The organism is Gilliamella sp. wkB112 (genome assembly GCF_001690685.1).
Classification (GTDB): Bacteria; Pseudomonadota; Gammaproteobacteria; order Enterobacterales; family Orbaceae; genus Gilliamella; species Gilliamella apicola_J.
On sequence record NZ_LZGL01000017.1, the window covers coordinates 320,058 to 332,873 of the forward strand.

Consider the following 12,816-nt stretch of genomic DNA (forward strand, 5'->3'; position numbering starts at 1 on the left):
ATGTTATCAGTTCATGGGCATGAAGTTTTACATATGATGGATGGAAATAATTATACAGAATCTTCCCTACTTCAAGCTATTGAACAGCGCTTTGGAAAAGATGCCAAATTCCACACCTGCTCAAAATCAGATATGAATGCACAGCAACTAATAAATTTTCTTAAAGAAAGAGGCAAATTTAAGCCCGCTGTTTCTAATGAAACTAAGTTTACGGTCGATACTAAAAAAATATGTAACCATTAAATGATTAGGACAATTATTTTGCATTGCATTTTTATAAATTTAATTAATTAACCTAGTGTATTTATAAGAATATGAGTATATAATTTCGCGCTACTGCTATAGGTATTGTAGCTTTAACTGAAATTACCACTCAAGAATATGTTCATGGAATTTTATATATGAAAATAAGTAATATCCTTACATGTGCCATCGTCTCTATTCTTGTTATAAGTTGCGCCAAGAAACCTATTTCACAATCTGTAAAAAAAGAACAACCGGTGGAAATAGATCAATTGACAGCTTTAAAACAACAAACAGAGCATAATAACCCTTTTGTTGTTGATGCCAAAAATAGGTTGCTACAATTTGTGAACGATAAAAATTTTGATGATTATATTACTAAACGCGGTATATTAGCTTGTAGCGGTGATGAAAACCAAACATCCTGTGTTTTAAATTTTTATCTTCAAGAATACTATAAACTAAAATATGATGTGCAAATAAAAAGAGTAATTGAAGAAAACCAAACAGAACACAATATTGAATTAAGTAAAATCGAAGCAACGCAAATAAATATTGATAAATATTGCCAACTATCAGCTGATTTTGTTGCCGCGATTTACACTAATGATAAAGCGAACATTTCTAAACATTTCAAACCATTATTTAGAATGTCTGAACAAAATATGTCGTCACTATATACCAAGGTTTCCAGAGACAGCTATTCTCATTTTTTAATTGATGAAAACCCAAGTATGCTTCAAGAAATAAAAGCAGACTATGTGGAAAAATGTTTGGATGATCCAAAGGATAACATCATCAATTACTTCAACCTTTTTAGATAATACTAACGCGAGTATTTTATGCTTAATTTATTACCAACTAGTCATTTTAGTAAAACGATAGCTTATAAGTTACTAGGAGCATGTTCCATTGCTTGTATTAGTTTTTCCTCATGGGCTTTTTCGTTTAATGATGTCGTGACGCAAGCAGAAAAACTATCTAAACAAGCTTATGCACACCCAGAAAAAAACATCCCTAATGAATTAGCATCATTGCAATTTGCTGATTATCAGAAAATCTTATTTAATCATTCCAAAGCTTATTGGGGTGATCGCAAAAGTCGATTTAAACTTGAGTTTTATCATGAAGGTATGTATTTTGATACCCCTGTTAAGATTAATGAAATAATCAATAATCAAGTTCATGAAATCAAATTTGATCCTAGTTATTTTGATCTAAGCAAAGTAAATTTAGAGAATCTTGATACTAAGAATTTAGGATTTGCTGGTTTTAAAGTCCATTACCCAATTAATAACCCAACCAAAACCGATGATGAAATTTTTACCGCTTTGGGAGGTAGTTATTTCCGAGCTGTAGGTAAGGATCAAAGATATGGTCTTTCAGCTCGCGGGTTAGCAATTGATACTGGTGAAATGTCAGGTGAAGAATTTCCTCGCTTTAAAGAATTTTGGATCGAAAGGCCTGAACCTAATCAAAAACATTTAGTTATTTATGCCTTACTTGACTCAGCCAGCGTATCTGGAGCATATAAGCTCACTTTAATACCAAGTGTTGATACCACTATCACTGTTGAAGCAAAAGTTTTTTTCCGCAATCCTGTTAAAAAACTGGGTATTGCGCCTTTAACTAGTATGTTTTTATATGGACCAAATATGCCATCGCCTATTTTAAACTATCGCCCGGCAATGCATGATTCTAATGGTTTATCTATTTTAGCTAATAATAATGAGTGGATCTGGCGCCCTTTAAATAATCCTAAGCGTTTATCATTTTCTTCATACAGTTTAGATAACCCAAAAGCATTTGGTTTGATCCAACGTGATAAAGGTTTTGATGATTATCAAGATCTCGATGATCATTATGAACAACGTCCTAGTGTTTGGGCCGAAATTTTAGGTGATTGGCAAAGAGGTCGTGTTGAATTGGTTGAAATCCCAACAGCTGACGAGACTAACGATAACATAGTTACTTATTGGGTACCTAAAAAACAATATGAAGCAGGTGATACTTTAGACATTAAATATCGCTTACATTATTCTTTAAACGATTTGCAACGCTATCCTGATAATATAGCTAGAGCAATTAGTACCCGTTTATCATTAGGTGATATTAAACAAGCTAACTTAATCCGTAAACTTGATGGTTCTAATGCTTATGTTATTGACTTCGCTGGTCCGCAATTATCTGAACAAATACCAGTTAAAGTAATCTCTAGCATTAATAATGGTTCTATAGTTAGTTGTGAAGCTCAATACAACCCAGTTATTAAAGGCTGGCGAGTTATTGTACGCTTTAATGTTGAAGATAACAAAAAAGCCACTGATATACGCATACAATTGGCGTCAGAAAAAACTAATGAAGTTTTGTCTGAAACATGGAGTGGGCAGTATCCTGCGCAATAATTATAATAAAACGATAACATCATGAAAAAAGATTACTTTGTAAACCTTTCTGACGCTGAAAGTTGGCGTCAGAAAGCTAAAAACAATGCTACCATAACCGATAAACTAGCTTTTTTAAAATATCGCTTAAGCCATATTGGTAACACTTCGTCATTTAACGATGATAGAATGCAACAGCCTAGTTACCCTAATGTTGATCGGGTTGCCGTACAACCACAAAAATGGAATAAGCGTTACCAAGCTAAATCGAAGTTAAATATTAATATAATTGCATTAATCCGCAGACTTATTATGTTAATATTCATTGTAGTGCAAACATACTATGCCACTAGTTACCTATCAACCTTATTACCCTATCAAAGTTGGCAACAAATCAACTTTATGAATAATTGGAACATAAACCCTGAGTTAGCAGTTTATAGTATCATTCCTTATATTATACAATGGATTATAGTCGCACTATTTGCCATTTTGTTTCTTTGGATATCAATTGGGTTCTGGACTAGTATTATGGGGTTAATTCTGGCGGTAATGGGCAAAGACCGTTATACCATTTCGATCCCTAAAGATCCTGCTGCACATATTGACGCTAAACACCGTACTGCACTAGTTATGCCAATTTGTAATGAAGATGTAGCGCGTGTTTTTGCAGGGATACAAGCATCTTATCAATCATTAGTAGAAACCGGACATGCTGAGTCTTGCGATTTTTATATTTTAAGTGATACCAACGATCCTGATCTTTATGTTAATGAACTAAAAGCTTGGGCGGATTTTAATGCACAAAAAACAGATAATGGCTGCAATGTTTTTTATCGACATCGTAAACGCCGCGTAAAACGTAAAAGTGGTAATATCGACGATTTTTGTCGGCGTTGGGGGCATTTATATGAATATATGATGATTCTCGATGCCGATAGCATCATGACCGGCAATTGTATTATAAGCATGATTGCCATGATGGAAATGACACCCAAAGCTGGGATCTTACAATCCCCACCGAAATCGGTCAGAATGAAAACTCTATATGGACGTATTCAACAATTTGCTAACCAAATTTATAGTGATATTTTTTGTTCGGGAACACATTTTTGGCAATTAAGTGAGGCTCAATATTGGGGCCATAATGCCATGATTCGCTTAAAACCATTTATTGAACACTGTATATTATCCCCACTAAAAAAACGTAAAACTCCGTTACATATTTTATCACATGATTTGGTAGAAGCGGCGTTAATGCGCCGAGCAGGTTATGGCGTTTGGATTGCTTATAATATGAATGGTAGTTATGAAGAACTTCCGGGCAATATGATTGAGGATCTTAAGCGTGATAACCGCTGGTGTATGGGTAATTTAATTAATCTAAAATTAATTTTCAAAAGTGGAATTACCTTAACCCACCGAGTAATGTTTGCTACTAGTGGTATGGCATATATTTCGTCATTATTGTGGTTGGTATTTTTATTTTTCTCCACTTTGTTGTTGTTAGTATTTAATCTTTCAGATCAACAATATTTTTTCCAACCAAACCAATTCTATCCAACTTGGCCGAAATGGGATGAAAATTTAGCTATCCAACTGCTATCTACTACCATGGTATTACTGTTTGCCCCAAAATTCTTTAGTTACGGTATTATTATTGCTAGGACTGGAGCCAAAGATGTGGGTGGTATTTTTAAATTAACGTTATCGATCTTAGTTGAAATGGTATGGTCCATGATTTTAGCACCAATTCGAATGATTTTTCATAGTAAATTCGTATTAAAAGCTTGGTTAGGTAGCAAAATTCAATGGAAGTCACCATCAAGAAATGATGACGTATTGACTTGGGGTGAATCTTTTTATTTCTGTTGGTCACTATCTCTATTAGGCATTATATGGCTATGGATAATTATTTGGTTAAATCCACAATTTACTTACTGGTATATTGCTATTCTTATTCCATTAACTATTTCTCCACTTGTGGTGCGCGTATCAGGACTTTCTAGCATTGGTATGAAAGCTAAAAAAGCCGGATTATTTTTAACGCCTGAAGAAACTCATCCTGCTCGAGCCGTAACTCTAACCGGCGAATATTTAGTCAACACCGAAGCTAATATTGTTGATCATGGTTTTATTATGGCATTAGTTGATCCTGTTTATAATGCCTTGGCTTGTGCTTTATCCACTTCCAGACATTTAATTAATGATAAAATTCAACAACGACGATTAGAACTTATTGCACATTATCAACAAGTTGATTTAACTAAAATCAGCAAAGAACAACAATTAGCAATTTTAGAAGATCCTATCCTTCTTTCCGCTTTACACGATCATATTTGGCTGGAACAAGAAAAATACGACAATTTGTTCACAATATGGCAAAATGAACAGTAGCAATAAGAAATAGGGTTACGGCCCTATTTCTGTTCTTTTTAGTAATTAATTAGCATCCACGGATATTTTTATGACTTGGCAACCAACTGCATCTATAGATAATTTACTTAAGCGCGCAAAAATTATTTCCCAGGTTAGGCAATTTTTTGCTGATCGCTGTATATTAGAAGTGGAAACACCTGCCATGAGTCAATATGCCGTTACTGATGTCCATTTAAGTTCATTCCACACGCTATTTTTTAAACCAGGAGAAGTGGATGAACTGCAAGGGCAAAAGATGTCCCTTATTACTAGCCCTGAATATCACATGAAACGGTTATTAGCTGCTGGTAGTGGCCCTATTTATCAAATGTGTAAGTGTTTTCGTAACCATGAAGAAGTTAGTCGTTATCACAATCCCGAATTTACTATGCTTGAATGGTACCGCATCCAGTTTGACATGATGCAAATGATTAATGAAGTTGACGATCTACTACAAAATATTTTGGATTGTGAGCCAGCTGAACGCGTCTCCTATCAAAAAGTATTTCAACGTCATCTTAACCTTGATCCGCTTGAAGCTGATCAGGCGACTTTAACCAATGCTATAAATCAACTTAATATCGGTTTTAACACAGAAAATTGTGATAAAGATACCTTATTACAGTGTTTATTTACTTTTGGGGTGGAGCCGCATATAGGCCAAGATAAACCAACTGCTGTTTTTAACTTTCCTGCTTCACAGGCAGCATTAGCGGCAATTAGTCCCGAAGATCACCGGGTTGCTAGCCGCTTTGAGTTTTATTATAAAGGTGTGGAACTGGCTAATGGTTTTAAAGAATTAACTAATCCTCAAGAACAAAAATTACGTTTTGAACAAAATAATCAAGCTCGGACTAGTCTAAACTTACCGACACAAAATATTGATATTACATTATTAGCTGCTATGGAAGCTGGTTTACCTGATTGTGCAGGTGTTGCAGTTGGCTTGGACCGCTTAATAATGTTAGCGCTTAATACTATGACACTAGATGATGTAATCTCATTCACTTTTGATAGGGCTTAATTATGTTTGCTTGGTTAGATTCAACTCAATGGATTGCGATTATTATTGCTTTAGTGTCATTAGTTTTAGTTGTTATGTTATTGAAATCCCAATTTGCCCATAACAATAGCAGGCAATTATTCGATTTACAATTGGAACAGAAAAACCAAGAAAATAAAACGTTAATTGATGAAGTGACGCGGTTAGAAAACGAATTAAATCAGTATCGACAACAAAATTTAGATCAGAATATTAAAATCAGTGAACTAAAAACTCGCTTAGAAGAAACATTAACTTCCACACAAGAACGCCAAACAATCCTTGAGCAAAGTGAACAACGACTAACTACCCAGTTTGAAAATTTGGCTAATCGTATTTTTGAGCACAGTGGTAAAAAAATGGAGCAACAAAATAAGCAAAGCCTTGATTTTTTGCTTGCGCCTCTTAAAGAGCAGCTGGAAGGCTTTAAAAAACAGGTTCAAGATAGTTTTGGGCAAGAGGCCAAAGAACGGCATACACTAACTCATGAAATTCGTAACTTGCAACAACTTAATGAGCAAATGACCAAAGAGGCAACTAACCTCACTAATGCTTTAAAAGGTAATAATAAAACTCAAGGCAATTGGGGTGAATTTATCCTTAGCCAGATCCTTGATAATTCAGGACTACGAGCTGGTTATGAATATGAAACTCAAGTTAGTTTAACCAATGAAAATAATCAACGCTTGCAACCAGACGTCATTGTCCATTTACCGCAAGGTGGGGATGTCATTATAGATTCTAAAGTTACCTTAGTAGCTTATGAACGTTATTTTAATAGTGATGATGAAACTATTAAAACTAAAGCAATGGCTGAACATTTAACTGCTGTACGTAATCATTTAAAGCAATTAAGTCAAAAAGACTATCACAAACTTGTTGGTGTTAATTCATTAGATTATATTTTGATGTTCATTCCAGTTGAACCAGCTTTTTTAAGTGCTATTGATCATGATCCAGGATTAATTAATGATGCTTTGAAAAATAACATTATGATTGTCAGCCCAACGACTCTTATGGTTGCTTTACGCACTATTCATAATTTATGGCGCTATGAATATCAAAATCGTAATGCTGAACTCATTGCTGATAAAGCCAGTAAATTATATGATAAAGTCCGAGGTTTTGTTGAAGACATGGAAAACTTAGGTAATTGCTTAGATAAAGCACAGCAAACTTATCAAAGCTCAATGAATAAATTATCTAAAGGGCGAGGTAATGTGATTGGACAAATTGAACGATTTCGTGAATTAGGTGTTGAAGTAAAAAAACCAATTAATCCGGATATTGCCTTGTTAGCTACCGACGAATTAAACTCTCAAAGTTAAAGTTAACAGCTACGATGATAATTAAATTTATTGTAAAGATGTTTCAGGTCAAGTATATGTCTCAATATAAAATTATTGATTCATCATTAAGTAAAATGCGAGTATACTTATCTAATACCAAAAGGAATACAACATGGTAAAAAAACAAGAAAAAGAACTTAATTTCGAAGAAACACTTAAGCAACTTGAAACCATTGTAGCTCAATTAGAAAGTGGTGACTTACCGCTAGATGAAGCATTAAATGAATTTGAAAAAGGTGTAAAATTAGCGCGTACGAGTCAACAACAATTGCAACAAGCTGAACAGCGTATTCAAATTCTATTAACTGAAAATAGTGATGCTGAATTATCCGAATATTTAACTGATAATAATGAATAACCATAAATTATTACAACAACGAATTGACGCTTTTTTAGCAGTAACTATTGCGCAATATCCTAATTCCAAACTACAACAAGCAGTTAGTTATAGTTTGCTTGCTGGTGGCAAACGCATCCGCCCTATTCTAATTTATCTAACAGGCCAAATGTTTAATTGTCCATTAGCTAAACTCGATTTTCCAGCTGCCGCAATTGAAGCCATTCATACTTATTCATTAATTCATGATGATTTACCAGCGATGGATAATGATGAGTTACGCCGAGGTAAACCAACTTGTCACATCCAATTTGATGAAGCCGAAGCTATTTTGGCTGGTGATACCTTACAAAGTTTAGCTTTTACATTATTATCAGAAACGCAACTAATTGATGATCAATCAAAAATCAATATGATTAAGGAACTTGCTCAAGCCAGTGGTCTTGCTGGCATGTGTTTAGGACAATCACTGGATTTACAGGCTGAGCATCAATCAATTAGTTTAGAGCAACTGCAAAAAATTCATTGCTATAAAACAGGGGCTTTAATCAAAGCGGCGATACGTTTAGGAGCAATTGCTAGTGGCGATATTGCCAAACCTTATTATCATGCTTTAGATAGCTATGCTGAAGCTATTGGACTAGCTTTTCAAATTCAGGATGATATTTTAGACATTATTGGAGAACAAGCAATAATGGGTAAACCGCGAGGTTCTGATATCGTGCATCAAAAAAGTACTTATCCAGCATTAATTGGCCTTGAGAATGCCATAAATATGACCCAACAACTTTATCAACAAGCTATCGCTAGTCTTGAACAAATACCTTATAATAGTCAACCATTACTCGATCTTGCTGGTTATATTATTAATCGAAATAGTTAACAATTAACTAAAAGATAAATTTACATAATGAATTTAGATAATTACCCATTATTGAAGCAAATAAATTCGCCTGAGGACTTAAGGCGTTACCCTCAGTCAAAGTTGCCAGCAATTTGTCACGAGCTAAGGCAATTTCTATTAGCTAGCGTAAGTCAATCCAGTGGTCATTTAGCATCAGGGCTTGGAGTAATTGAGTTAACCACTGCACTTCATTATGTATATCAGACTCCATTAGATAAAATTATTTGGGATGTTGGTCACCAAGCTTATCCTCATAAAATATTAACTGGCCGCCGAGACCAAATGCTAACTATACGGCAGAAGAACGGGTTACACCCATTTCCACACCGGAATGAAAGTGAGTATGACGTGCTAACTACTGGTCATTCATCAACATCCATTAGTGTTGCGCTAGGATTAGCAATTAGTGAACAAAAAAAACATACTGGTCATAAAATTGCTGCTGTAATAGGTGATGGCGCTTTAACTGCAGGCATGGCATTTGAAGCCATGAATCATGCCGGCCACATAAAACCTGACATGTTAGTAATTGTTAACGATAACGATATGTCAATCTCTGAAAATACCGGAGCGCTAAATCAACACTTGGCCCAAATTTTATCTAGCAGAGCCTATGCCTCGTTCCGTGAAAGTGGCAAAAAAGTGCTATCAAATATTCCTCCTTTAAAAGAATTTTTAAAAAAAACGGAAGAACATTTAAAGGGTTTAGTAACTCCCGCCATCTTATTTGAAGAACTTGGTTTTAATTATATTGGCCCAATTGACGGGCATGATATTGAAAGTTTGGTGGCGACATTACAAAAAGTTCGTCAATTAAAAGGTCCACAGTTATTACATGTAATAACGCAAAAAGGTAAAGGTTATGCTCCTGCTGAAAAAGATCCAACATTATGGCATGGTGTACCTAAGTTTAATCCAATTGATGGCGTGATCCCTGCACTCCCTAAATCAATACCAACTTATTCACAAGTTTTTGGCGACTGGCTGTGTGAAATGGCAGAAAACGATCAACGTCTAATTGCCATTACGCCGGCAATGAGTGAAGGTTCAGGTATGACTAAGTTTGCTAAACGTTTTCCTGAGCAATTCTTTGATGTAGCTATTGCTGAACAACATGCAGTGACATTAGCAACAGGTTTTGCTATTGGCGGTTTCAAACCAATCGTAGCTATTTATTCGACATTTCTGCAGCGTGCTTACGATCAAGTGATCCATGATATTGCGATTCAAAACCTGCCAATTTTATTAGCTATTGATCGTGCTGGTATTGTTGGTGCTGATGGTGAAACTCATCAAGGATCTTTCGATCTTAGCTTTTTACGCTGTATACCTAATTTTGTCATTATGACACCAAGTGATGAAAATGAATGTCGACAATTGCTCTATACCGGGTATTTACATAATGGGCCTGCTGCAGTACGTTACCCTCGTGGCGATGCACTTGGAGTGGCTTTAATGCCACTGTCAGCAATCCCATTAGGACAAGCTAAAATCTGTCGAGAAGGCAATACCATAGCTTTACTCAATTTTGGCACATTACTTCCTGAAGTTTTACACGCAGCTGAACAACTTAATGCTACAGTAATTGATATGCGCTTTGTTAAGCCATTAGACGAAAAACTAATTTTGCAGATTAGTCAAACACATAATATACTTGTTACTGTTGAAGAAAATAGTATTAAAGGTGGCGCTGGCAGTGGAGTCTGCGAATTTTTATTATCGAGAAAAATAAAATGTGATATTTTAAACATCGGATTACCTGACGAGTTTATTCCGCAAGGGTCTCAATGTGAGATGAGAAAAGAGATTGGATTAAACTGTGAACAAATTATTAAAAAAATTAATGAATTTATAAAACAATAGGTTAATTATGGAAACTCAAGCTGTCACTATTCAAATTTTCGGACGAACTTTAAAGTTCAATTGTCCAGTTGATGAAGTAGAGGCATTAAGTACTGCAGCAAAAGATTTAGATAAGCGCCTAATTAATTTGCGTGAGAAATCACCCCATGTTGGTGGTGAACAACTGATTATGACTGCAGCACTAAATATTTCGTATGAACTCACAAAAGAAAAAGAAAAAAATGAAGAATTTGGTAATCGATTGAAAATGCTACAACAATTACTTGATTCTGCTTTAAATACCAACAATTAACGCTTTAAATTGTAAATTTACGAAAAATGTTATTGTATGATTTTCCAAATTTTGTATTATGATATATATCTCTGGGATGTTCGCGATGAGGGTTAGTCCCCTGAGCCGATATTCTAAACTTAAGAACGAAGTGATTTTTGATTGGTGAGTATGCCTTACTTGTAAGGAAACCTAAAAATTAAAGCACTAGTTCACCTTGAACCTTGGGTTCAAGGGTTACGACCCCAACGACATCTTGGAGAGCCTATCTAATTTTTATTGTGAAAACCAATGAATATTCGTCAAACCATGCGTCAAAATAGGCGTCAGCTATCATCAAGCCAACGGCAAGTTGCTCAACAGACCATCTATCAAAAAATTACTGCTCATCCCAATGTGCATCTAGCAAAAAATATAGCCATATTTTTATCATTTGATGGTGAGGTCAATACCCAACCTATTATTGAGTACTTATGGCAACAAAATAAATCAGTTTATTTACCAATAATTCACCCATTTGTACCCACACATTTACTTTTTTTAAAATACACAAATCAAACGACTTTAGTTAAAAATCAATTTAGTATACTAGAACCACCTTTAAATGTGCTAGATGTCATTCCTTATCAAGATCTGGACATTATTTTCACCCCATTAGTTGCCTTTGATGATAGAGGCTATCGCATGGGAATGGGGGGGGGATTCTATGATCGTATGTTGGCTAATTATCAACAACAACAAATCTTACCAATTGGCCTTGCCTTCGCTTGTCAAAAAGTAGAAAAAATAGCAAATAATCCTTGGGATGTGCAGTTACCTGAAATTATTTATGCTTAAATCCCATATCAAACGCAGATCATAATTTTATTTTACTGAAATACAAAACTATATTGTCCGTTTGAGTGACCCTGATTACGTATTCATAGTGATATGATAACAATTAACATATACTTATATTATTTCAATAATCTTGCATCCATTCATCCCAAAACACATCATTTTCGAATTGGTTTACTAAAAAATCGATAAAGCTACGTATTTTAGGATCATGGTATTTGCTTGGACAATAAAGTGCGTAAAGATTATAAGTAGTATTCTCTTTATCATATTTAGGTAAAAATAATGGAATAAGTTCTTTCGCTTTTAAATGTTCACCTAACATATAAGTAGGTAAGTAAACTATTCCTTGATGAGTTAATGCCGCTTGAACTAATGCTAGAGTACTATTAGCTAAAATCGTATTATTTCCTTTTACTGAAATAACATTATTATTCTCATCTTTGAATTGCCATGCATGAGAAATATTTGGATTAATCAGACAATCATAATCATCTAAATCTTTTATAGTTTCTGGTATGCCTTTTTGCTCTAAATACTGAGCGCTTGCACAATAAACCCAATTAATCGGACAAATTTTTCGTAGTGCAAAATTATCTGGTGGTGTTGCAGTTATTCGCAATGCAATATCGAAATTTTCTTCATTCAGATTTACTAATTGATCATTTAAATCCACAGACAAGCTAACTTCAGAATGGTTAGCTTTATACTCACCAAATAAGCGCATTAAATGCAAGGTACCAAATGCTATAGAGCAGGTAATCTTTAGTTGACCATGAGGATGAGTATAAAAACTTGCTGTTTTAATTAATGACTTATCTAAATTAGCTAATAAGTTATTAGCTTGATTATATAAATAATTTCCTGCATCAGTGAGAATAATATTACGAGTAGTTCGTTTAAGTAACATAACCCCTAATTGTTCTTCTAATTTAGTTAAAGTTCGGCTAATTGCTGATGGAGTCAAGTTTAATTTTTGGGCGGCGACAGATAAACTATTGCATTCGACAATTTTAATAAATACTTCTAATTGTTTGAAAATTGAATAGTTATCAATTTTTGTTTTTAATGCAAAAGTGTTGGTGGTTCCTGTCATTGTAGTTCTTGGTATCAATTAATAGTTTTCATATAACATAAGCATAGAGTATTTTTGAATTGTTTAAAAATA

General features: G+C 34.4%; 12 protein-coding genes and 1 other RNA gene. 12 read left to right on the top strand and 1 reads right to left on the bottom strand.

Annotation, left to right across the window (positions count from 1 at the left end):
- The 12 genes from A9G12_RS08150 (at position 1) to A9G12_RS08205 (ending at position 11,648) form a co-directional block, all read left to right on the top strand.
- Positions 1 to 243, top strand: a complete 243-nt coding sequence (locus A9G12_RS08150) for a YecH family metal-binding protein (RefSeq protein ID WP_065565343.1) — start codon at positions 1 to 3, stop codon at positions 241 to 243.
- 158 nt (positions 244 to 401) lie between these two features.
- Entirely contained in the window at positions 402 to 1,067 is a 666-nt protein-coding gene (locus tag A9G12_RS08155; RefSeq protein WP_065565344.1) for a hypothetical protein, read from the top strand.
- Between the two features lie 18 nt (positions 1,068 to 1,085).
- Positions 1,086 to 2,648, top strand: a complete 1,563-nt coding sequence (locus A9G12_RS08160; RefSeq protein WP_065565345.1) for a glucan biosynthesis protein G — start codon at positions 1,086 to 1,088, stop codon at positions 2,646 to 2,648.
- A gap of 21 nt (positions 2,649 to 2,669) precedes the next feature.
- The gene (gene mdoH, locus A9G12_RS08165; RefSeq protein ID WP_065565346.1) at positions 2,670 to 5,024 is read left to right on the top strand and encodes a glucans biosynthesis glucosyltransferase MdoH; all 2,355 of its coding nucleotides are present in this window, start codon (positions 2,670 to 2,672) and stop codon (positions 5,022 to 5,024) included.
- A 70-nt stretch (positions 5,025 to 5,094) separates the two neighbouring features.
- Entirely contained in the window at positions 5,095 to 6,069 is a 975-nt protein-coding gene (gene epmA, locus A9G12_RS08170; RefSeq protein ID WP_065565347.1) for an elongation factor P--(R)-beta-lysine ligase, read from the top strand.
- Between the two features lie 2 nt (positions 6,070 to 6,071).
- Positions 6,072 to 7,415 carry a DNA recombination protein RmuC gene (gene rmuC, locus A9G12_RS08175; protein ID WP_065565348.1) on the top strand — a complete coding sequence of 448 codons (1,344 nt, stop codon included), beginning with the start codon at positions 6,072 to 6,074 and terminating at the stop codon, positions 7,413 to 7,415.
- Positions 7,416 to 7,548: 133 nt separating this feature from the next.
- Positions 7,549 to 7,794, top strand: a complete 246-nt coding sequence (gene xseB / locus A9G12_RS08180) for an exodeoxyribonuclease VII small subunit (protein ID WP_065565349.1) — start codon at positions 7,549 to 7,551, stop codon at positions 7,792 to 7,794.
- Positions 7,787 to 8,656, top strand: a complete 870-nt coding sequence (gene ispA / locus A9G12_RS08185) for a (2E,6E)-farnesyl diphosphate synthase (RefSeq protein WP_065565350.1) — start codon at positions 7,787 to 7,789, stop codon at positions 8,654 to 8,656. Before xseB ends, ispA begins: the two co-directional genes overlap by 8 nt.
- A gap of 27 nt (positions 8,657 to 8,683) precedes the next feature.
- Positions 8,684 to 10,540 carry a 1-deoxy-D-xylulose-5-phosphate synthase gene (gene dxs, locus A9G12_RS08190; protein WP_065565351.1) on the top strand — a complete coding sequence of 619 codons (1,857 nt, stop codon included), beginning with the start codon at positions 8,684 to 8,686 and terminating at the stop codon, positions 10,538 to 10,540.
- A 7-nt stretch (positions 10,541 to 10,547) separates the two neighbouring features.
- Positions 10,548 to 10,832 carry a cell division protein ZapA gene (zapA, locus tag A9G12_RS08195; RefSeq protein ID WP_065565352.1) on the top strand — a complete coding sequence of 95 codons (285 nt, stop codon included), beginning with the start codon at positions 10,548 to 10,550 and terminating at the stop codon, positions 10,830 to 10,832.
- A 65-nt stretch (positions 10,833 to 10,897) separates the two neighbouring features.
- Positions 10,898 to 11,078, top strand: a non-coding RNA gene (gene ssrS / locus A9G12_RS08200) — 6S RNA.
- 24 nt (positions 11,079 to 11,102) lie between these two features.
- Positions 11,103 to 11,648 carry a 5-formyltetrahydrofolate cyclo-ligase gene (locus A9G12_RS08205; RefSeq protein ID WP_065565353.1) on the top strand — a complete coding sequence of 182 codons (546 nt, stop codon included), beginning with the start codon at positions 11,103 to 11,105 and terminating at the stop codon, positions 11,646 to 11,648.
- A 124-nt stretch (positions 11,649 to 11,772) separates the two neighbouring features.
- Here the strand turns inward: A9G12_RS08205 and A9G12_RS08210 are convergent, their stop codons facing one another.
- Positions 11,773 to 12,744, bottom strand: a complete 972-nt coding sequence (locus tag A9G12_RS08210; protein ID WP_065565354.1) for a LysR family transcriptional regulator — start codon at positions 12,742 to 12,744, stop codon at positions 11,773 to 11,775.
- Between the last annotated feature and the right edge of the window lie 72 nt (positions 12,745 to 12,816).